Source organism: Paenibacillus sp. BGI2013 (genome assembly GCF_002843485.1).
Classification (GTDB): Bacteria; Bacillota; Bacilli; order Paenibacillales; family Paenibacillaceae; genus Paenibacillus; species Paenibacillus amylolyticus.
The window spans coordinates 12,784-33,686 of the sequence record NZ_PJFA01000020.1 but is presented as its reverse complement, the minus strand read 5'-3'; the positions used below and the strand labels follow the sequence as shown (position 1 = coordinate 33,686).

At 45.8% G+C, this 20,903-nt stretch carries 21 protein-coding genes and 1 riboswitch; of the genes, 2 read left to right on the top strand and 19 right to left on the bottom strand.

What is annotated here, in order from left to right; genetic code table 11:
* Positions 1-105 precede the first annotated feature (105 nt).
* The 5 genes from spoVT to pth form a co-directional block, all read right to left on the bottom strand.
* Positions 106-648 carry a stage V sporulation protein T gene (spoVT, locus tag CXK86_RS29455; protein ID WP_036606123.1) on the bottom strand — a complete coding sequence of 181 codons (543 nt, stop codon included), beginning with the start codon at positions 646-648 and terminating at the stop codon, positions 106-108.
* A gap of 330 nt (positions 649-978) precedes the next feature.
* A complete protein-coding gene (locus tag CXK86_RS29450) occupies positions 979-2,139 on the bottom strand; it encodes a peptidylprolyl isomerase (protein ID WP_036668467.1) in 1,161 nt (386 codons plus the stop codon).
* Positions 2,123-5,650: a transcription-repair coupling factor gene (mfd, locus tag CXK86_RS29445; protein WP_036606125.1), complete on the bottom strand. Its 3,528-nt coding sequence runs from the start codon at positions 5,648-5,650 to the stop codon at positions 2,123-2,125. The genes CXK86_RS29450 and mfd overlap by 17 nt, the downstream gene beginning before the upstream one ends.
* A 272-nt stretch (positions 5,651-5,922) precedes the next feature.
* Positions 5,923-6,153, bottom strand: a complete 231-nt coding sequence (gene fin / locus CXK86_RS29440; protein WP_017691368.1) for an anti-sigma-F factor Fin — start codon at positions 6,151-6,153, stop codon at positions 5,923-5,925.
* A 97-nt stretch (positions 6,154-6,250) separates the two neighbouring features.
* Positions 6,251-6,811 (bottom strand): aminoacyl-tRNA hydrolase, encoded by a 561-nt coding sequence (gene pth, locus CXK86_RS29435; RefSeq protein ID WP_036606126.1) that lies wholly within the window; start codon positions 6,809-6,811, stop codon positions 6,251-6,253.
* A gap of 139 nt (positions 6,812-6,950) precedes the next feature.
* Here pth and CXK86_RS29430 point away from each other — a divergent pair, with 139 nt between their 5' ends.
* On the top strand, positions 6,951-7,151 hold the full coding sequence (locus CXK86_RS29430) for a hypothetical protein (protein WP_024633712.1): 201 nt from the start codon (positions 6,951-6,953) through the stop codon (positions 7,149-7,151).
* 105 nt (positions 7,152-7,256) lie between these two features.
* Here the strand turns inward: CXK86_RS29430 and CXK86_RS29425 are convergent, their stop codons facing one another.
* The 14 genes from CXK86_RS29425 to CXK86_RS29360 all read right to left on the bottom strand — a co-directional run bounded on the left by CXK86_RS29425 (position 7,257) and on the right by CXK86_RS29360 (position 20,221).
* On the bottom strand, positions 7,257-8,210 hold the full coding sequence (locus CXK86_RS29425) for a ribose-phosphate diphosphokinase (RefSeq protein WP_017691370.1): 954 nt from the start codon (positions 8,208-8,210) through the stop codon (positions 7,257-7,259).
* A 101-nt stretch (positions 8,211-8,311) separates the two neighbouring features.
* Positions 8,312-9,703, bottom strand: coding sequence for a bifunctional UDP-N-acetylglucosamine diphosphorylase/glucosamine-1-phosphate N-acetyltransferase GlmU (gene glmU, locus CXK86_RS29420; protein ID WP_260633062.1), 1,392 nt, complete (start codon positions 9,701-9,703; stop codon positions 8,312-8,314).
* 77 nt (positions 9,704-9,780) lie between these two features.
* Positions 9,781-9,975, bottom strand: coding sequence for a hypothetical protein (locus tag CXK86_RS29415; RefSeq protein WP_124118801.1), 195 nt, complete (start codon positions 9,973-9,975; stop codon positions 9,781-9,783).
* 83 nt (positions 9,976-10,058) lie between these two features.
* The gene (gene spoVG / locus CXK86_RS29410; protein WP_017691372.1) at positions 10,059-10,343 is read right to left on the bottom strand and encodes a septation regulator SpoVG; all 285 of its coding nucleotides are present in this window, start codon (positions 10,341-10,343) and stop codon (positions 10,059-10,061) included.
* Positions 10,344-10,531: 188 nt separating this feature from the next.
* On the bottom strand, positions 10,532-11,359 hold the full coding sequence (purR, locus tag CXK86_RS29405) for a pur operon repressor (protein ID WP_017691373.1): 828 nt from the start codon (positions 11,357-11,359) through the stop codon (positions 10,532-10,534).
* Positions 11,360-11,456: 97 nt separating this feature from the next.
* On the bottom strand, positions 11,457-12,311 hold the full coding sequence (gene ispE, locus CXK86_RS29400; RefSeq protein ID WP_026081373.1) for a 4-(cytidine 5'-diphospho)-2-C-methyl-D-erythritol kinase: 855 nt from the start codon (positions 12,309-12,311) through the stop codon (positions 11,457-11,459).
* Between the two features lie 149 nt (positions 12,312-12,460).
* Entirely contained in the window at positions 12,461-12,637 is a 177-nt protein-coding gene (locus CXK86_RS29395) for a small, acid-soluble spore protein, alpha/beta type (RefSeq protein ID WP_017691375.1), read from the bottom strand.
* A 257-nt stretch (positions 12,638-12,894) separates the two neighbouring features.
* Positions 12,895-13,170 (bottom strand): biofilm formation stimulator Veg, encoded by a 276-nt coding sequence (veg, locus tag CXK86_RS29390; protein WP_017691376.1) that lies wholly within the window; start codon positions 13,168-13,170, stop codon positions 12,895-12,897.
* Positions 13,171-13,323: 153 nt separating this feature from the next.
* A complete protein-coding gene (yabG, locus tag CXK86_RS29385) occupies positions 13,324-14,220 on the bottom strand; it encodes a sporulation peptidase YabG (protein WP_017691377.1) in 897 nt (298 codons plus the stop codon).
* Between the two features lie 59 nt (positions 14,221-14,279).
* A complete protein-coding gene (gene rsmA / locus CXK86_RS29380; protein WP_100528122.1) occupies positions 14,280-15,182 on the bottom strand; it encodes a 16S rRNA (adenine(1518)-N(6)/adenine(1519)-N(6))-dimethyltransferase RsmA in 903 nt (300 codons plus the stop codon).
* Between the two features lie 4 nt (positions 15,183-15,186).
* A complete protein-coding gene (gene rnmV / locus CXK86_RS29375) occupies positions 15,187-15,732 on the bottom strand; it encodes a ribonuclease M5 (RefSeq protein WP_017691379.1) in 546 nt (181 codons plus the stop codon).
* 155 nt (positions 15,733-15,887) lie between these two features.
* The gene (locus CXK86_RS29370; protein WP_036606128.1) at positions 15,888-17,072 is read right to left on the bottom strand and encodes a resuscitation-promoting factor; all 1,185 of its coding nucleotides are present in this window, start codon (positions 17,070-17,072) and stop codon (positions 15,888-15,890) included.
* Between the two features lie 273 nt (positions 17,073-17,345).
* Positions 17,346-17,599: riboswitch (cyclic di-AMP (ydaO/yuaA leader) on the bottom strand.
* A 241-nt stretch (positions 17,600-17,840) separates the two neighbouring features.
* On the bottom strand, positions 17,841-18,611 hold the full coding sequence (locus CXK86_RS29365; RefSeq protein ID WP_179087975.1) for a TatD family hydrolase: 771 nt from the start codon (positions 18,609-18,611) through the stop codon (positions 17,841-17,843).
* Positions 18,612-18,943: 332 nt separating this feature from the next.
* On the bottom strand, positions 18,944-20,221 hold the full coding sequence (locus tag CXK86_RS29360; protein WP_036606129.1) for an HD domain-containing protein: 1,278 nt from the start codon (positions 20,219-20,221) through the stop codon (positions 18,944-18,946).
* A 317-nt stretch (positions 20,222-20,538) separates the two neighbouring features.
* Between CXK86_RS29360 and CXK86_RS29355 the strand changes: the two genes are divergently transcribed.
* On the top strand, positions 20,539-20,793 hold the full coding sequence (locus tag CXK86_RS29355; protein WP_024633700.1) for an AbrB/MazE/SpoVT family DNA-binding domain-containing protein: 255 nt from the start codon (positions 20,539-20,541) through the stop codon (positions 20,791-20,793).
* Positions 20,794-20,903 lie beyond the last annotated feature (110 nt).

Below are 20,903 nucleotides of genomic sequence, written 5' to 3'. Positions count from 1 at the left end.
AGACTAACCCTCCCCCATCACAATCATCCGGATTAACTTCGTTGTCCCTTAAAATGCAAAAACTCCCGTATGCCCAAGACAGGGCACCAGGAGTTGATCTGCGGTCTATTGTTCCATTTGCTTGCCAAGGAAACCAGCAGCCGTCTCAGACATCTTCACTTCCATCTGAGACATCTTCACCGATTCATCCTTATTAAACAGGATAACCGTTCCGATGGGGTCACCACCTGAAATAATCGGCGCAATAACAAAAGAGGATAACGTCTCGTCATGATCTTTGCTAAGTTCATAAGAACCATTGTTTGTTTCCAGAATGGTCTTCCTGTTTTCCATACATCCCTCTAACAGCTGACCTACCTGCTTGTCCAAATATTCTTTCTTGGAGCCGCCTGCCACCGTGATAATGGTATCCCGGTCAGAAATCATCGTTACATGTCCTGTACTCTCATACAGGGATTCTGCATATTCTTTGGCAAAATCACCAAGTTCGCCAATTGGCGAATATTTTTTAAGGATAACTTCTCCATCACGATCCACGAAAATTTCCAGTGGATCACCTTCACGAATACGTAACGTACGGCGGATTTCTTTTGGAATGACCACACGACCAAGGTCATCTATACGGCGGACAATACCAGTAGCTTTCATTTCACATGTTGCCCCACTTTCTCGAGAAGATTTTTCAACTACTGTTCCTTAATGGGTAGAGGAAAGTCCCAGAACGTTTAGTGTGATATCTTGACCATAGTATTCATCTGTTCCCATTTCCTTATACATGCTTCGGAGAATATAGTTGTGTAACTTTCGAAGAAGGCGACCATGTACCCATACGACTTGAATATATAAAAGAAGAAGCAAGAAGGAGGTCCTAAGTCCTCCCCTTGCTTCTCTGTATGGTTGTCCATATTTACGTAGTACAAGGCATTCATTCGGGCGAATTCAACCCTGAACGTATGCTAACACAGCAATTTTACCAGCTTACTTGCTGCTTGTACCTTCATCTGTAGTTGCATCTTTGTCTGTTCCAGTCGTACCTTGGTCAGTCTTGGTATCCGTACCTGTGGAGTCATCCGTTTTTGGTTCGGTTGTTTTTTCTCCTTCAGTTCCTGTACCCGTAGTGCCTTCAGTTGTGCCTTCAGTCTTACCTTCTTCAGCTTTTTCTGTTTTTGGCAGTTTAACTTCTTTTACGATTTTGTCCAATTCATTTTGCATGAACGTATCGATTTCGGCTGCAGCCAATTGGCTCTTCAGACTTTCTTTTTGTTCAGCCGTCAATTTGGCAAAGTCAGCTTCAGTACGAGCTTCCACTTTCATGACGTGGTAACCGTACTCTGTCTCTACTGGATCACTGATCTTATTCAGTGGCAATGTTTTTGCAGCTTCCTTAAATGCTTCCACCCAGCTACCTACAGGTGTATTTTCATACAGTCCACCCTTTTCAGCAGAACCTGGATCTTCGGAATATTTTTTTGCAATTTCAGCAAAATCAGCTCCGCCATCCAGCTTGGTTTTTACTTCTTTTGCAATTTTAAGTGCATCTTCTTTTTTACGCTCTTTTTGCGTTTTTGGATCTGTGAAGTTAATCAGCACGTGACGAACGGAAGCCGTTGTGAACTGATCTTTGTTTTTCTCAAACTCAGCCTTGATTGCATCGTCCGTAACGCCTGTTTCTTTATCTTTGATTACTGTCATGATCCGAGTCATGTAGTCTTTAATGTTGTCGTCAGTCAGTTTCTGAGCTTTGAGCATTTCTGTCCATTGATCTGCCTGAACAGAAGCTTTCATTTTATCGAATTGCTCAGTTGCCGCTTTTGTACCTGCTGTTTTGGCTTCTTCACTTGCTTTGCCACTCAGATATTCATAAGCAACTTCCTGTTTCACCAGATACTCTTTGAAATCGTCCATATCCATCATTTGTGCATACTCCGGATAGAGGAATTTCATGACACGTTGCTCCATATCGAATTCATTGGCTGTAATAGTACCACCATCATACGTAGCGACTACAGCACTTGTATCCGTCGATTCCGGTGTTTTTGCTTCTTCTTTCTTGCCACATGCAGCAAGCAGTGATAAGGATAGTACTGCGACCATGCTCACAGACAGTACTTTTCCTACTTTTTTATACTTTGGTAACATCCTTTAGTTCCCCCTTTGATTTAAAAGCAGTTTTCATGGACTCCAGAATTTTCTCTACCAGCTCCATCAGTTGCTTATCCCCAAGCCCCTTGCCTTTAGCGTGAATCAGCATATGGGGTCCTTGTTCAAATTGTACACGTCTTTCGAACTGATTTCCAATGTGCGCGATTTTCGAGAGTTCAAAGGCATGTTCACGCCCTTCATAGAACTTCACGGTAATGTCCTCACCACGTTGGGAAATGGACTCAATACCGTAGATTTTGCCGTATACTTTCATCCGCGCAACAGCCAGCAAGTTAATGACGGCTTCCGGAAGATCACCGAATCGGTCAACCAATTCGTCTTCCAACTCCATCGCATCGTCGAAGGATGCAATGACCGCCACTTTTTTGTAGATCTCAATCTTCTGAATACTGTCATAGATATAATCGGACGGCAAGTAGGCATCGATACTGAGATCCAGGGTTGTGTTCCACTGGTCTGAAGGTACCGGCTCTTCGCCAAGCATCGTAACTTTGCGTTTGTTGATCTCCTCTGCAAGCATCTGGGAATACAGATCAAACCCGACGGAAGCGATGAAACCATGCTGCTCCGCTCCTAGCAGATTTCCCGCACCACGAATCGACAAGTCACGCATGGCAATTTTGAATCCTGAACCCAGTTCGGTAAATTCTTTGATTGATTGCAGACGTTTCTCAGCAACTTCAGTAAGCACTTTATCCCGTTGGTACGTAAAATAGGCATACGCAATACGGTTGGAACGACCCACACGTCCGCGCAGTTGATACAGCTGGGAGAGTCCCATTTTATCCGCATCATGTACGATCAGTGTATTTACGTTCGGAATATCTACCCCGGTCTCGATGATACTTGTGCTCACAAGCACGTCATATTCACCATCCAGGAAGTCCAGAATCGTTTTCTCCAGCTCTGTTTCCGACATCTGACCATGTCCTACACCAACTTTGGCTTCAGGCACAAGTTCAGAAATTTCGGCTGCCATCTCCTGGATTCCCTGAACACGGTTGTAGAGGTAATACACTTGCCCACCACGGGCAAGCTCACGCTCAATGGCTTCACGAACAAGCGCCTGGCTGTGTTCAACCACATAGGTCTGCACCGGGAAACGATTCTCTGGTGGAGTCTCAATAACGGACAGATCACGCACACCCAGCATGGACATATGAAGCGTACGCGGAATCGGCGTTGCCGTCAGTGTCAGCACGTCTACATTGGTTTTCAGCTTCTTCAGTTTTTCCTTATGGGTTACACCGAAGCGCTGTTCTTCATCAACAATGAGCAGTCCCAGGTCTTTGAACACTAGATCCTGCGACAGCAATCGATGTGTCCCGATGACAATATCCACTGTACCTGCCTTGATGCCTTTCGCTGTTTCATTCTGCTCTTTACGGGAACGGAACCGGCTAAGCACATGAATGTTGAACGGATAACCGGAGAAGCGCTCACGGAACGTCTCAAAATGCTGCTGTGCCAAAATGGTTGTTGGCACGAGTACAGCCACCTGTTTGCCTTCAATAGCTGCTTTAAATGCAGCCCGAATAGCCACCTCGGTTTTGCCGTAACCAACATCCCCACACAATAAACGATCCATTGGACGGTTTTGTTCCATGTCTTTTTTGATTTCTTCGATCGCACGCACCTGATCACGTGTCTCATCGTAAGGGAACATGTCCTCAAACTCCTGCTGCTCCGCAGAATCCTTGTCGAATCCAAACCCTTTGGAGGTCTGACGCTCTGCATACAGCTTAATCAGATCATCAGCAATATCCTGTACGGATGTGCGAACTTTATTTTTAACCCGTGTCCACTCATTGCCGCCCAGCTTGTATATTTTCGGTTCTTTCTCTTCGGAACCAACATATTTCTGAATCAGATCGATCTGCTCAATAGGTACAGACAGTTTGTCTCCACCCGCATAGAGAATATGCATGTAGTCCTTATGAATACCGCCAACCTCGAGGGTGCCGATCCCCAGGTACTTACCAATCCCGTGGTTCTGATGAACGACATAATCGCCCACTTTTAGCTCGCTATATGATTTGATCCGTTCAGCATTATCCACATTCCGAATCGGTTTGCGTACTTTACGCTGTTTTTGCGAGAACATCTCGCCCTCGGTCACAACAGCCAAATGAATGGACGGCATTTCAAATCCCGTTTGCAAATTACCAATCATCATCTCTGGCTCTGGAATATCATAGTCCATCAGTACCCGGCGCATCCGCTCGAGTCGCTCCTCACCGTTCGCCAGCATGAGCACTTTGACTCCGGCCTTCTGCCAACGCTCCATCTCTGCCTTCAGTACGTTCATCTGTCCATGGAAATCCTGCATGCCACGACTGATGAAGTTCAGAATGTTTTGTGGTTGAGTGTGTGGAACTTGGCGCAAAAAGATCGACATAAACAGCGTCTGGAATGGACGCTCATACAAGAGTTCATCACCGTCTGCGGATAATGGAAGATCCGGAAGTGTTTTTCCGTTTTGCATCAAATGTAGGTTCCACTCTGATTCATCACGGTCCAGCTGTTTCGATGTCTCCGATAGTCTGGCAGGCTCATCAAGAACCAGCAGGGTATCTTCTGGCATATAGTCGTAGATCGTTTTGTTCTCCGGATAGAGCGGAGAAATATATTTATACATTTCGGAGAAATACACGTGTTCCCGCAAAAGCTCAATCTCCCGGTGAATTTCCTCACGAAGACGCAACTTCGCCTGCCGGTCCGTCATTTTCTCCAGCTGTTGCTCCAGCAAAAGAGCAGCCGCATCGGCAGCCTTTTCCATACGTTCACGATCTGCAATTAACTCCTTGCATGGTAAAACCGTAATTTCTTCAATCCGTTCAATCGAACGCTGATCGGCTGGATCAAATGTCCGAATGGAGTCGATCTCATCATCAAATAACTCCACCCGATATGCGATCGATGAAGTAACCGGATAGAAGTCGATGATACCTCCGCGTACACTCATCTCACCACGAGATTCCACGCGTTCCACACGCTCGTACCCGAGCTTTACCATCTCCAGCAGGAAGGAGTCCAGTTGAAGTGTGTTACCCTGTTTAATCAAAATTCGAGCATTGGCCATCACTTCTGGAAGCGGAACATAACGTCTTACCCCGGAAAAAGGAATAACAACAACGCCCCTGAATCCCTGGGCGCAGCGGACCAACACATCAATACGCTGACCCAATGTTTCCGGGCTGGAAACAGCAGCTTCCGCAGCGACAAGTTCGTTGGCAGGATAGATTAACACCTGATCAGGTGAAAGCGCTTCCTGTAAATCTTCTGCAATTTTTTGTGCTGAAAACATATTATGTGTTACTACGAGCAATGGTCGGTTCATTTCCTGATGCAGAGCAGCCAGCATAATCTGACGCGCCGAGCCGGATAGACCCGAAACCAATTGTTCCTTCATGCCGGATTTGATTCCGGCTGTAATGGATCCGAAGTCCGGATCTTTGGAAAAAGCCTGTATAAGTGCTTGTAACAAAAGGGGCACCTCTCTTATAACTTACTTGATTATCTCACGCATACGCGTAGCATCACTATTAAAATGGATACAAATTCCTTTTTGTCCTGTTTCATCATATCGGATTACTCGCAACATTGCCACATCTGTTGATGCGGCTGAGCCTGATTTCGAGATAGCCATGACTTTCATGCCAACTGAAAAGAAGCCTCAGCAGGCTGCCAAGGCTATAAAAGGTGGAGCGTTATTACGCAACCGCCCTCAACTGTCATTCGATCCTGTACAGGCGATGTCTACTGAAGCGGACTCGCGAGCAGGCTAAGCTCCGGATTGTGCTCCAGGGCTTCCTTACAGTAATCACATGTAATCCGAACGGTAATGTCACCACCGGAATTATACGCTATTATATCCCTCCGCTCGTCGGGGGTCAAGAAATGAAAACCGAGCTCTACTTCCGTTATCCGGGCAGAATCGATTCGTCCAATAAAGGTACGGCAATGCCTACATACGTAATTCACTGACATGTTTATGCCTCCTGAACATGGTTTATACATCCAGTATGTCCAGTATGGCTGAATCGAACCCGTCTTTATGATCATTTTACCAGTATGTCTTACAAAATTAACCGTTAAACTTCGCCATTGTTTGTTCAAACGTATGAGTCAAGCTATGCTCCAGGGCATCACATGTTTGCTCAATGGTCTGATCAAGGGCTTCCTTTTCTTTCTTCATGAATGTCGACAGTACATAATCAACAATGGCATGTCCTGGTTCAGGCCGGGATATTCCCATGCGCACCCGGTTAAACTGCTGTGTACCGGTATGCTGAATAATGGACTTGATTCCATTATGTCCGCCTGCACTACCTTGGTAACGCAATCTGACTTTGCCAATCTCTGTATCCATGTCGTCGTACACAACAATCAGATCTTCAAGACTAACTTTATAAAAATCCATATATGCTCGAACCGATTCACCAGACAAGTTCATATAGGTCATTGGTTTGATCAGTACGGTTTTCACACCGCCAATATTGCCTTCTCCAATCAGCGCTTTACATTTATTCTGTGTAATGGAGATATTATGACGATCAGCCAACCGATCCAGTGCCATAAAACCGATATTATGACGGGTTTTGGCATAGTTTGAGCCTGGATTTCCAAGTCCGACAATCCACTTCATCTTGTTCCCTCCTTCGGATTAGCCTGAGGTGAGGCATAGACTTCGAATCTTATATTTCATATAATATCAAGAAAGTAAAGATCGATTTACTGTAGTGTTCACAGTTAATATTTTATCGACCCAGGAAGGTGAGCGGGTTTTGCGCGAAGACAATGGACAACTGACTCAACATAGCGATTTTATCTATCATCTCGAATATCACGTACCTGTACAGGTATACGACCGCGACACCCATATTGAGATTGGTCTAATCACACGTTTCGATAATCAATTCGTCGAAATTGCCGACACGCTTTTTCATCGGCGTCGTTTCCGATTTATCTCCCGCCCCGGGTATTAGCTGACCAGTGTCTGTTTCACTCTTAATAAAACGGCACGCCGACAGGGGTTACATTTTCCATTGAACCGGAAAACGTAACCCCTCTACTACTTTATGCAGACATCCTTATTCAATTTCAAACAGCTTGCTGATTGACAATTCCTCATGAACCCGGATAATCGCTTCTCCGAGCAAAGGCGCTACAGACAACACTTTGAGTTTGCTTGTCGGATTAGCATGCGTAATTGGAATAGTATCCGTTACGATGACTTCCTTCAATGGTGCATTCTCCAAACGTTCCATCGCAGGTCCGGACAATACCGGGTGAGTACAGCACGCGTATACTTCTTTTACGCCGCCTTCCATCAGAGCATTCGCTCCCAGTACAATCGTTCCCGCCGTGTCAATAATGTCATCGATCAGGATAGCTGTTTTACCCTCGATGTTACCGATAATGTTCATCACTTCGCTCACATTTGGCTCAGGACGACGTTTATCGATAATCGCCAGGGGTGCATTCAGGAAATCAGCCAGTTTACGTGCGCGCACTACGCCACCGTGGTCAGGCGACACAACAACCGGATTTTCGATCTGTTTCGACCGGAAATATTGAGCCAGAATTGGCACGCCAAGCAAATGGTCAACCGGAATGTCGAAGAATCCCTGAATCTGCATTGCATGCAAGTCCATCGCGATGACACGGGTTGCACCCGCTTTTTCGATCAGGTTGGCAACCAGTTTCGCAGTAATTGGGTCACGTGAACGTGCCTTGCGATCCTGTCTTGCATAGCCATAGTAAGGAATAACGACGTTAATCGTCTTGGCAGATGCCCGTTTGAGTGCATCAATCATAACGAGCATTTCCATCAGGTTATCATTAACCGGCAAGCAAGTGGACTGCACGATATAAACGTGACAACCCCGAACACTCTCGGAGAGTTTCACTTGAATCTCGCCATCACTAAAGCTGGTTGTGTGAGATTCACCCATGGGGATCCCGATATAATCAGCAATTTGATGGGCAAGCTTGGGGTTAGAATTGCAAGTAAATATTTTTAATTTCGAATCAAAATAAGTCATAAAATAAAAACCCTCCGTGCTGGTTCATTGGAATCAATAAGCGTCTGCGACATGTCGGCACCTCCCCGATCTTCGGGAGGCAATCTTGTTATCAAAACCCCTTATTGGGGTTTGGCATTTTGTTTCTTGGCTTTGGCACGTCCGCGAATCTTCTCCGCATAACCAGGTTTATTCTCCTGACGTGGACGAGCAATGGCCAGATCATTCTCGGGAACGGAATGGGTAACGGTGGAGCCAGCAACCACATAAGCGCCTTTTCCTACCGTAATCGGTGCAATCAGATTGACGTTGCTGCCTACAAAAGCATCATCTTCAATCGTTGTCACAGCTTTATTATAACCATCATAATTGACAGTTATTGCCCCGCATCCAACATTTACGTTTTTCCCTACTTTGGCATCCCCAATATAGCTGAGATGAGATACTTTGGAACCTTCATCAATTGTAGCATTTTTCACTTCAACAAAGTCACCAATTTTTACGTTGCGACCCAGCTTAGTCCCTGGACGCAAATTAGCAAATGGACCTACCGTTGCATCAGAACCAACCTCGGCATTGGATACTACCGAATGTTTAATTGTAACTCCGTCCTGAATAACGCTGTCTTCCACATCTGCCTGAGGACCAATATGACATGCTTCACCGATGGAAGTTGTGCCTTTGAGGATCGTCCCCGGATACAAAACTGTATCTGATCCAATCGTAACATCCGCTCCGATATATGTCGATGACGGATCAATGATTGTCACACCGTTCAACATATGGCGTACGGCAAGACGTTCACGCATGAAGGCTTCGGCTTGCGAAAGTGCAAGTCGGTCGTTAACCCCGATGGATTCTGCGATGTCATCCGACATGTAAGCTTCAACCACTTCTCCATCATTGCGGAAAATGCCAACTACGTCTGTGAGATAATACTCTCCCTGAGCGTTCTGGTTCGTCACTTTTTCCAAGGCAGCGAACAATTTTGCATTATCGAAACAGTATGTGCCTGTGTTAATCTCATTCACAGCATCTTCCTGCTCTGTGCAATCCTTTTGTTCCACAATCCGTTGTACAGATCCATCTTCTCCGCGAATGACGCGGCCATAACCTTTGGGATTGTCCAACTGAGCCGTAAGAACTGTGGCTGCTGCTCCGCTGCTCTCATGCAGCTTCATCAGACCTTCCAACGTCTCACTGGTCACAAGTGGTGTATCTCCGCAGACCACAATCGTAGAGCCAGTTTCACCGCCAAGCAAGGATTTAACCTGCTTCACTGCATGACCTGTACCCAGTTGTTCCGCCTGAAGTGCATACTCCGCTCTGGAACCCAAAAATGACTGCACCGCTTCGGCACCATGACCGACTACAACTACACTGCGTTCAACGCCTGCGCTGAGTGCTGCATCCAGCACATGTCCAACCATAGGTTTACCGCATACGGGATGCAGTACTTTGTACAATTTTGATTTCATTCGTTTTCCTTGCCCTGCGGCAAGAACGATTGCCATTCGTTTCAAAATTAACGACCTCCTGTTCTGAAAATCCCATTGAAATGCATTGCTGATCTATATCCAATGAGTATCGTTCAGCCGGCTTCAAGCCGGTCCTGTTCATCGCCTGCTGTCTCTGTAATCACACGTAACAACGCGGACACCAACGAATCGTGACCTATATGTATACGCCGTGTACCTGCGAGCTTAACCGAATCCCAATGATTCCTAAGATGCCGCCCTGCCACCAAGCGCACGATGCGCTTTTTGTTCTCTGCTAATAAACTCAATACTGAATATATCTTATTCCGGTCAAAAAGAAAAGAGAGCCATAAGACATGGCTCTCTTTTCCTTCGAACCCCAATAATGTTCTCAGGCACCTTCTTCAATGACTTCTTCCTCAGTTGCCGCACGATCGTATTCAGTCAAAACTGCTGCCTGAATCTTCTCACGCGTACCGGAAGAGATCGGGTGGGCGATATCACGGAACTCTCCATCAGGAGTACGTTTGCTCGGCATAGCAACAAACATTCCGTTGTTACCATCAATGACACGAATGTCATGAACGACGAATTCGTTATCGATGGTAATGGATGCGATAGCCTTCATTCTCCCCTCCGAGTTAACACGGCGGAGTCTGACATCCGTAATTTGCATGTGTGTGTTCACCACCTTTTTCCATCAGAACTTGGTGTATAATTCCACACAGCATATACGAACTCCTTCTTTTTATAACCACAAAAATTTCCTAATTTCAGGAATTTTTTTATTTAATACACAATTCGACAACGTTAGTGCCAGGTCGATGGAAAAGACCTTTTAACGACATAACATTCGTCATCTTTCTACAGGTCAAAATAGTTGCCAGGCTTGACGGAAATCTGTCTGCTCTTGGCATCAACCGCTGTCAGTTTCGCCAGAGATACGTAATCTGTTAACAGGCGTTCTTCTGAATCCACAGAACCAGATTCCACCAGTACCCCTACCCCGGCTACTGTAGCATTAAACTCGGCCAAAAGATCGATCATTCCTTGCACCGTACCCCCGGCCTTCATGAAGTCATCCACAATAAGTACTCTGGAATGCTCACGCATCGCCCTACGAGAGAGGGACATGGTATGCAGACTTTTGTGGGACCCGGATACATAATTGATACTTACGGCCGATCCTTCTGTAGCCTGATGGTCCCTGCGTACGAGCACGACAGGCAGGTTGAGCTGGGCTCCGGTCGCATAAGCCAATGGAATTCCTTTGGTTTCTACCGTCATAACCACATCAATATTCATATTGCCAAAGGCCGTTGCAAAAATCTTGCCGGCTTCATTCATCAATGCGGGCTGACCAAGCAAGTCGGACATATACAGGTATTCTCCAGGCAAGATCCGATCAGGTTGCGCGAGCTGGGTCGAGAGCCGCTCCGCAAATGCCAGTGCCAGTTCTCGGGATACCTTCGGAATCCATCTTACTCCCCCGGCTGCTCCAGCCAGTGTATGCAGTTCTCCTGACCCACCTTCTTCGAACACTTCTTTGATAATCGCCAAATCTTCACTAATTGAAGACTTTGCGGCACCATAACGTTCGGCAAATGTGGTCAACGGAATAACCGTATGCGGTCTGGACAATAAGTATTGCGTCATTTCAACCAGCCTTGCGCTTCGTTTTAACTTCTTCACAGAGATCCATCCTCACGATCACGGAAACATCCAAATCCGAATAATTATTTAAGAATATAACACCTTTATACGTGTTTGTACATTATAAAAGCGAATTTTACGTTAACATACGTACAGCATACACTTCTTTACAGAACCCACGCAGACCATTGTATATCCGGGCAACCTTGGATTCTTTGGAAACCAGACCAAATACCGTTGGACCGCTACCAGACATTAACACGCCGTCTGCACCCAATCGAATCATGGCATCCTTCAGATGCTGAACTTCCGGATACAGCTTCAACGTCACATCTTCAAGCACATTGCCCATCTGGTCACAGACTTCCGTAAATGATTGATTGCGTATAGCCTGCTCCATTTTAGCTGCACTCGGATGACGAACAATCTTGTCACTGCGGAACCTTCCGTACACATCGGCTGTAGACACATTAATCGGAGGCTTGGCCAGAATTACCCAGCACTGCGGCGGATTAGGAATGGGAGTTAACTTCTCACCACGGCCTGTAGCGAGTGCAGTCCCTCCTGTGATACAGAATGGAACATCCGACCCAAGTTCAGCCCCAAGCTCCTGAAGTTCGTGATCCGGTATATTCAACCGCCACAGACGGTTCAATCCACGCAGCGCTGCTGCCGCATCACTGCTGCCGCCGGCAAGTCCGGCTGCAACTGGAATCTTTTTATCCAGATGAATATGGACACCCGTACGCACGTTATATCGTTCCTTAATGAGTCTGGCTGCCTGGAAAGCCAGATTCTTCTCGTCGAGCGGGATATAACCCGCCTGACTGGAGATGAAAATAGTATCTCGCGGCAGCTCCGACATTTCCAGCCGATCAGCCAGATCGACCATGGTCATGATCATTTCAACTTCATGGAATCCATCGCTTCTTTTATGTAAAACGTCCAGCATCAAATTAATTTTAGCAGGCGCTTTTTCGTAAATTTTCAAGGCGTTCACCCGTCCTCACCTTTTCCCTAAGACAACTTAACATATTATATCAAAATGGGGCTGTCAAGTCATTTGTATTCCGCATCTAAGGGGAAAAAGCGGGGTTATTCCTGACGGATTTCCCCGCTTTTCAGTCTGCTTGAAACGGATTAAGATTTGCGCGCAGCCTGTTCAGCAAGTTGAATTGCACGTTTTACCATGTTTCCTGCATCCTTGGCTTTAATTCCGCCCCAACCTTCCTGTTGCACCGTATCATAGAAGCCCAGATCTTTCGCGAGCTCATTCTTCAGATCCTCTGACATGACACTTCTTCTTCTGCGACTCATGAACCATCCTCCTCCAAAGTATCCTTCATAATGTGATGAGTTCGTTGTTCGTTCACGTTTTGGACATTTTGTCACCAGGCCATATTCAGTTTCCTGCATTGCTTAAGAAACTGTCCCTTCACCTGTCCATATAGTATGCCGCGACCGTTCCTCGCTCATTCCTGAGTATGTATGGGTTACGTTAGAGGGAGAATTGGTGTTTAAAGAAAACAAAAAAGCGATCCGCCTTGTGGGGCGAATCGCCTGTAAATCGATACTTACGTCTCCATATAGGAGCTATGCGTCTGGCTGCCCGGGTCATAAACCATGACTTCCACCGATTCCGTAAGTATATCCGCATAACTATAAGATACTCGCTTGAAGGTTTCTTGCTCCTCATCAAGCTTAACAATAAAAACAGAAGGGTACGTTTCTTCCAATACACCCGTACGCTCAATGGTCTTACGGCGGCCACCATTAGCCCGCAACATAATTTTCTGACCAATATGTGCATCGAGATTGCGTTTGATATCCAACAGCGTGTTTTTAGCCATTGTCGACGACCACCTCTTTTCTTGTCCATTATACCGGATTTTACAGTCATTGTCAAATCAAAACTAATTATTATATCAGCATCAAAAAGTTGTTGTCAATGAATTTTTTTTCAAACAAAAAAAGCCCCAAATTGGGACTTTAAATGGCCTACATCAGACTGCCGACGGGTTCACTTTTAGCGTAGATAAATCATTCAGCCCAGGCAGACCTACCCGGTAACTCCCCCGTGTCTCGACACCACCCACACCCTGGCTACCACTGATGGTATTGTGCAGAACATCACTCATGTTGACCGTATCGCGCACAGAGGTAAAGGAGGCCTTGGCTGCCACATAGACCGGATCAAGTGCATGAATGAGAATTCTGCCTGGGGAACTGGCAAAGTTCGCTCCAGCGCGCAGCAGTGCCTCAAAATGGGACTGACAGGCCCCTGCAACAATAGTGAGGGCGTCCAGATGGCGTTCATATTGTCTGGCCACCTGAATAGCCGACACAAAATTTTGCGAGTTCTTGTAGCTACCAAGACTATATAAGTCATAGGGCTGACGTGTCTTTAACACCCCATCATGACCCGTAATAACTACGATATCCGGACGTACTTTGGGTAATAAGCGGTATAAGGTATCTGCCATTGCCGATTCATGGACATACTGTCCCTCTGCGGGCACACGAAGTTGCTCATAGAGATCCATACTTTTTTTCAAATAGTTCGGGTCTCCATCCAGATGAAGCACCTTTCCAGGCATTTCAAAATAAGCCGGTTCCTGCTGGGCAGACCAATCCTGTACCAGACCTTCACGATTCCGCTCAGCCTGTTCCATACGATTCTGCTGCAGACGGGACAGGGTCTGATGTGCTTTAATATGCGCCTGTCTGGTCTTGGCGCTTTGTGGTTCGTAGGGAACCTGTATCAAATCGTCCACCGGGGAATCGGCAATCAGCCGGAACTCAGTCCCTTTAATGACCGCAGCATCCAACTGGAGGCCTTCCACCCGAAAAGTCACATCGCCGCCGTATGACTTCCGAACGACCAAGTCTCCGATATTCATCAACGTAATCACCTCTACCCCATCGTATGGGCAAAGACCCGGTTTGGTTCATTCAAATTTTACAGCGCTGCACGTACCCCAGCTTCCCACATTACGGTGCTGAGTGTGGCATACTCTTGCAGACTCAATGTCTCTCCACGCCGGGACGGTTGAATACCTGCCTGCTCCAGCAGAATGTCTGCCTGTTCCCGGTTCTCCTTTGTGAAGAAACGTGCCTTCAAGTTGTTTGAGATTGTTTTTCTCCGCTGAGCAAAAGAAGCCTGTACCACTTCGAAGTAGTGTGCTTCATCCGGAATCTCCACTGGTGGCTGCTCACGCACCTTCAGCTTAATGACAGCTGATTCCACATTAGGTTGCGGAATGAAGACCGTAGGAGGCACAATACACACAAGTTCCGGCATACTGTAGTACTGAACTGCGATGCTTAGACTACCGTAGTCTTTTGATCCTGGTGCAGCAGCCATGCGTTCAGCCACTTCTTTTTGGATCATGACAACAATGCTGTCTACCGGCAGCTTCTCTTCCAGCAGTTTCATCATGATTGGAGTCGTTACATAATAAGGCAGGTTAGCTACGACACTGACTTTGTCCACGGATGCAAAATCCGTATTAAACAACTCAGCCAGATCAAGCTTCAACACATCCCCATGATGAACACGTACATTCGAATAAGGCTGCATCACTTCTCCCAGGATTGGGATCAAGCGCTGGTCAATCTCTACGGCTGTGACGGGACCGGCTACCCGAGCCAGTCGCTCCGTGAGGGCTCCAATACCCGGCCCGATCTCCAGTGCGCCCTTAGACTCGTCCAGATCGGCTGCATTAACGATTTTGTTCAGTATATTTTGATCGATCAGAAAGTTCTGACCCAGACTTTTCTTAAATGAGAATCCGTGTCTTTGAATAATCTCTTTCGTACGCTTGGGCGTTGCAATTTCAATCGTCTCTTCCATGTTCTTCATATGCTCACAATCCTTCACGTTCAATTTGCGCTAATGCTGTAGAGAATTCTTCCCGTGTAATCTGAAATACACTGAGACGTTTGTGGAACTGCTTACCGTTACAATAACCGATGCCCAGCAGATTGCCCATCTCCATACGACGTGCAGCAGCCTGCGGATGCACAATAAGTCCTGCCGCGATCAGGTCCTCCCAATCGATCAGGCTCGGAGCACCTTCGTATGAAGTATGTACGCGCGCCAGAGCATGACGGATCGCCTCTGGTGAGGCATTCTCCACCCCAATGTCCCCTTTGCGCGTTGCATCGGCTTCCGGAATGAAGGCATGTTTGCAGCCAGGCACCTTGTTCGCAATGATTTTACGAATGCGTTCGCCAGCATGATCCGGATCTGTCAGTACAATGACTCCCCGTCTCTCCTGAGCAAGCGCAATCCGCTTCAGAATGCGTTGGTTGATGGCTGATCCACCTGTTTCTATGGTATCGGCTTCCACGGCCCGACGGATAGCTACCGTATCGTCACGGCCTTCCACCACAATGACTTCTTTTATCATGTTCCATTTCTTCCTTTCTAACGCAAAAAGAAGAGGAATATCCTCTTCTCTGCCAAACGGCGGGGGAGACTGAATTCAGACTCCTCCGCCGCATATTCCGCATGAATCATTCATGCAACTATTTTATAGCATTCCCATTTCAAAGTAAAACGATTTTAGTTCGCTTCCGGCTTCACCGGACCGATCACGTAGACCGTCTTGCCTTTCTTACGTCCAAAATTCAGGGCATGCTTCACACTGTCATAATACACATCAATTTTGTTGCCTTTAATGGCACCGCCTGTATCTTCCGCACGACGGAATCCCAGACCTTCGATATATACCCACCAGCCAATTGGAATGACTTTGGGATCAACCGCAATGGTGCGCCCTTCCGTTACACGAGTACCGGAAGCTGTTTTAGTTCCAATGCCAGGCTCTTCGGAAGAGTAGGCAGTCATGGATACATTTTTAAGTACTTTGGAGTATTTAAAAGAAGTCCCGGATACGGTAATCACTTTGCTGCCCGAGGCAGATGTTTTCTTCGAGTTCGTTGTTGTAGCCTTTTTGGTTGTTGACGTTTGAGCCGATACGGTCTGAATCTCAGGTTCTTTCACGACCGGTTTTGCTTTGGTGCCGACAGCGATCACTTTATCTACACGATTATTCGCGACAGATTTGCCGACCATTTTTTTGGAGACCAATTCTCCATCCTGAAATACCTTTTCGATATGCTGTACAATTGTGCCTTCTTTGCCGTTCACAACGACTCGGTTATCCCCTTTGTACAAGCTAGGGTCAGCCGTTTTAATGACTTTGTAAGCGATCGGTTGCTCTACTTCCACTGTACGCTTTGTTACGCGCACTACACGGATCTTCATCTCCGCTTTGATCGCAGTTCCAAGCGCCGGATACACTTTATCATTACTTTCAACTTGAATACCTGATTTTTGAATTGCATCTTCTACCGATGAATCGGTTGTATACAGAGTCTTGGTGTCTCCGTCTGCCGTAATGTTAACTGGAACGGCCCGCTCAATAACGATTCGGTCTCCATCTGTAATCGCCCCATTCATGGACATGGATACCTTATCGTGAGGGCTGACTGTGATCGACTGCTCCTCCAGCATTTCCTGAAGCATTCCTGTACGAGTCTCTACCACCTGAGCTTTGCCATCAATAACCAGTGAAATTTGTTTCCCGGCCTGACCGTAAACGACTAACAAGATCATGATTGTAAGCGCAATTGAGAAAATCGCGATCAATGCCATTTGACGCATGTTCTCATGCTTCCACCGCAACGCGAAAGACTTACTGGATGATCGTGACTCATGGGTCTCTTCTGGTTGGAATGTGCCCACTTCTCCGTCCTCCTTCATAGCCTCGCCGTCTAAAGTAATGCATGATGTCTTTGACGTGACTATACCAAATTTTCTACAGAACACAGATTGGACCAACATAATCCGGTTCTGCACCATGAATCAATCTTCGCAACATGATGTCATCCTCCTGAATACCTACCGTATGATGACAATATTTCTTTTATTCAAAAACAAAAAAGCCAAAGAAAGAGTGTAAGAGGAACTCTTTCGTGGCTTCCGAATGATTCTGAATATCGGAAATTCATGCACGAGGTTGCCTCTCTTTTTCCGCTTGCGAGGTTAGCTGTCGGGTTCGGGCGAAAGAGAGCCGCCCTATCTTGGGTCACCCGCTCATGGCGGACGCCCTTGAATTCACCCCGAGACCCAAAGAAGAAATCAAATACGGCTTCGCAGTTCCCTTCGCTGCTTTTGGGTCAGCGAACGTTGCGCATCGGCCAAATACACCGATGTTTAAGCCCTATTGGTTCCCCCGCTCTCCGATAACGGAGACTCAGCGAGACTGATTCATGAAAGTAATGTTGTTTCATCGGAAAGTGTCCCTTTGTTCATCCCCCGAACATCTGTCCAATTTTCCGCACAACAATTCACTGAAAAGATGATATCCTGTTTTGATGCATGTTGTAAAGCGTTGATCAAGTACGTTTTTCTGAATATTTGGTTAAAATATTGTAATATTCTTGATTTATTTGGATCAAAGGGCAAATTACCTCCGCTTACCTGCCTTTTTCACCTCATTTGCTCGTTTTTTTACCGAATCCCAAATCGTTCCATGGCATTTTTGGTTGTTATTGCAGCAATTTCCTCCACCGAAATGCCTTTAATTTCCGCAGCTGCCTCTGCAACCAGACGTACATGCGCTGTCTCATTTCGCTTCCCACGATAAGGGTGAGGTGTCAAATATGGAGCATCTGTTTCAATGAAAAACCGGTCCATAGGAACCTTCTCCAGCACCTCTTTGGGCTGCTTTGCATTTTTGAATGTGATCGGTCCTCCGAAGGAGAGATGGAAGCCCATATCGAGACAACTTTTTGCTGTTTCCCAACTGCCCGAGAACGAGTGCATCACACCACCAACTTCGCCCGCCTTCTCTTCACGCAAAATTCTTATGATATCCTCATGTGCATCCCGATTATGGATGACAATTGGCATGTTCACTTCACGCGCCAAAGCAATTTGTTGTCGTAATACGCGATGCTGTATCTCTTTTGGTGAAGTATCCCAGTGATAATCCAATCCAATCTCACCGATCGCAACCACTTTTTCATGCTTGCATAAAGATGCAATCCACTCCAAATCGCCCTCCTGCATTGTGATCGCATCTACGGGATGCCACCCAACAGCTGCATATATAAAGTCATACGTTTCGGCGAGTTTCATTGTGGTTGGAATCGTCTCCCGGTTAAAGCCAATGTTGATCATGCGACCAACTCCTGCATCCACAGCACGCTGAATCATGTCCTCGCGGTCCTCGTCGAATTGTGGTGCATCCAGATGTGTATGTGTGTCGAACAGCATCATGTCTGTATCTCCCTTCATGTCGAAATAACGACTATCTTCTTTTTCAAAATCCAATTTGTAAAATTCAATAATTCAATGACTCATACATAAAACATTTTGGGTATCTGTGTATTACATCATTACGTTTGTTTCTTCACAACTACAATATATAGAAGATATACGGATATTCTGATCTATATATTGCTAATTGTGCTCATTCTGCCTGCTTGCATTTACAAAATTATGTCGATCTACATATACTCCCCATTAAAGCAGATTACTGTATCATGGAAAATAGCTCTTTTAGAAAGTGTTTTGATATCGAAATTCTTCATCGGATTATACCCACACGATTACAAGAAATAGGGGCGTATATGTGACGGTAATTCGTGAATAATCGCATCCACCTTGTTTTGCGGGTAATACAAATGATGTTTCCCTCGGTGAAGCCCACTGATGGAACGGACAATGTCAGATACTTCTGACAACTCACGTAAATTGTCCTGTCGATCCAGAAGAAGGATCTGCTTATCTGTGGATTCATCCGGACGAAACACATCATACGGATTATCCGAAGGAAAATCAATTTCAAGATCATATTCGGGATCGAGGCCAGCCTGTACAAAAGCTTCCCGAATCTCTTCCATCATTGTCAAGTCGACCTGTTCAAGCTCTACATACTTATATAACTTGCGATCCATAAAACGTTCGCATAACTCACTCAGAACAGTATCGTCCTCCTTGCGCCACTGCGTAAATGCCGTCTGAATTAATGCTTCATCCAACTGCAAATATTCATCCACGGATAATTCTCCTTCAAATAATTGAGGGAGTGGATCAATCATGAAGCGGAATTGAAAACCATGTTGTAGGAGTGTTTTCGCTCGCTTGAATATTTGCCGCAATATAATTTCAGAACTACGAGTTACCGGATGGAAGTAAATCTGCCAATACATCTGATACCGAGACATTAGGTAATCCTCCACAGCATGCATGCCTGACTCCTTGACTACAATCCGCCCATGATAAGGACGCAGCATCCGAAGGATACGATCAAGGTCAATCGTGCCGTAATTTACACCTGTAAAATAGGCATCCCTAAGCAAATAATCCATTCGGTCTGCATCAAGCGGACTGGTCACCAAGTTCACCACAATCGGCTTTTCATACGTTTTTTGAATGACAGACGCTACTTTCTCAGGAAAATCAGGAGCATACCGTCTTAAGATCGCCCCTACTTCGGTATCACCTGTAATAATGCGACAAGTCCAATCTTCGTGATTCATGTCAAAAGCTTCCTCGATGGAGTGAGAGAATGGCCCATGCCCGAGATCATGAAGCAGAGCTGCACACAGAGCTACAATCTTTTCTTCCTTCGGCCAATCCGAATAATGACTTCTTTCAAATTGAGAGATGATCTTGCGTGTGATCTCATAAACACCTAGTGAATGTGAGAACCGACTATGCTCTGCTCCGTGAAAGGTAAGGTAAGAAGTACCCAGTTGACGAATCCGGCGTAAACGCTGAAATTCCGGGGTGTTAATTAACTGCCATATAACCGGATCTTGCACGTGGATATAATTATGTACCGGATCTTTGAATACTTTCTCTTCCGTTAAACGTTGTTCCATGTCGACTCACTCCTTTAATTTCTTTTATATTAACGCTTTGAGCTCGGAGATTCATCTAAGATTCGACACCATATGACGAACTTTGTCGAATGAAGTAGTTTTGTCGTTTTCCAAATCGACAAAGCTGACATTGAGGTTTAAATGCGAAAAATGGCTTCCAATCCCTTACCACCATTAACCTTGTGAAAAACAGCCTTAATTTTAAGCTAATTTTAAGGTTGACTGATTTGGGAATCGTTGGTATGATGAGTATCATAAAACATAAAATAATGTCGAATAATGACAAAGATAGTTAGCTGAGAGGAGCACTGATTATAATGATGAAATCAACAGGTATTGTAAGAAAAGTGGACGAACTGGGACGGGTAGTTATTCCAATTGAATTGCGCCGTACGCTCGGTATTGGTGAAAAAGATGCTCTGGAAATCTACGTTGACGGCGAGCGCATCATGTTGAAAAAATACGAGCCTGCTTGTATCTTCTGTGGTAATGCAGAGAATGTTACTTACTTCAAAGGTAAAATTGTTTGTAACGAATGTATTTCCGAAATCCCTGCACCTGTGACAAAATAAGAAAAACCAGGTATACTGGACTTATCTAAATTGTTATTTATAACCTTTTTAATATTCCTTAATGACCTTCCCGGTGTGAACCCCACCGCGGAAGGTATTTTTTTGCCATG

What these genes read in the sequence shown, in the direction of transcription:
- glmU (WP_260633062.1), bottom strand. Translation starts at nt 9,703, where the DNA reads ATGGCAATCGTTCTTGCCGCAGGGCAAGGAAAACGAATGAAATCAAAA.
- spoVT (WP_036606123.1), bottom strand. Translation starts at nt 648, where the DNA reads ATGAAAGCTACTGGTATTGTCCGCCGTATAGATGACCTTGGTCGTGTG.
- CXK86_RS29365 (WP_179087975.1), bottom strand. Translation starts at nt 18,611, where the DNA reads ATGATGCTGTTCGACACACATACACATCTGGATGCACCACAATTCGAC.
- spoVG (WP_017691372.1), bottom strand. Translation starts at nt 10,343, where the DNA reads ATGCAAATTACGGATGTCAGACTCCGCCGTGTTAACTCGGAGGGGAGA.
- CXK86_RS29360 (WP_036606129.1), bottom strand. Translation starts at nt 20,221, where the DNA reads ATGGAACAACGTTTAACGGAAGAGAAAGTATTCAAAGATCCGGTACAT.
- veg (WP_017691376.1), bottom strand. Translation starts at nt 13,170, where the DNA reads ATGGCTAAAAACACGCTGTTGGATATCAAACGCAATCTCGATGCACAT.
- CXK86_RS29425 (WP_017691370.1), bottom strand. Translation starts at nt 8,210, where the DNA reads ATGACTTATTTTGATTCGAAATTAAAAATATTTACTTGCAATTCTAAC.
- CXK86_RS29450 (WP_036668467.1), bottom strand. Translation starts at nt 2,139, where the DNA reads ATGTTACCAAAGTATAAAAAAGTAGGAAAAGTACTGTCTGTGAGCATG.
- rsmA (WP_100528122.1), bottom strand. Translation starts at nt 15,182, where the DNA reads ATGAAGAACATGGAAGAGACGATTGAAATTGCAACGCCCAAGCGTACG.
- rnmV (WP_017691379.1), bottom strand. Translation starts at nt 15,732, where the DNA reads ATGATAAAAGAAGTCATTGTGGTGGAAGGCCGTGACGATACGGTAGCT.
- pth (WP_036606126.1), bottom strand. Translation starts at nt 6,811, where the DNA reads ATGAAGTGGATTGTCGGACTTGGAAATCCAGGCTCAAACTATGCCAAA.
- yabG (WP_017691377.1), bottom strand. Translation starts at nt 14,220, where the DNA reads ATGAATATCGGAGACTTGGTCGTTCGGAAGTCATACGGCGGCGATGTG.
- CXK86_RS29395 (WP_017691375.1), bottom strand. Translation starts at nt 12,637, where the DNA reads ATGAGTCGCAGAAGAAGAAGTGTCATGTCAGAGGATCTGAAGAATGAG.
- fin (WP_017691368.1), bottom strand. Translation starts at nt 6,153, where the DNA reads ATGTCAGTGAATTACGTATGTAGGCATTGCCGTACCTTTATTGGACGA.
- CXK86_RS29355 (WP_024633700.1), top strand. Translation starts at nt 20,539, where the DNA reads ATGATGAAATCAACAGGTATTGTAAGAAAAGTGGACGAACTGGGACGG.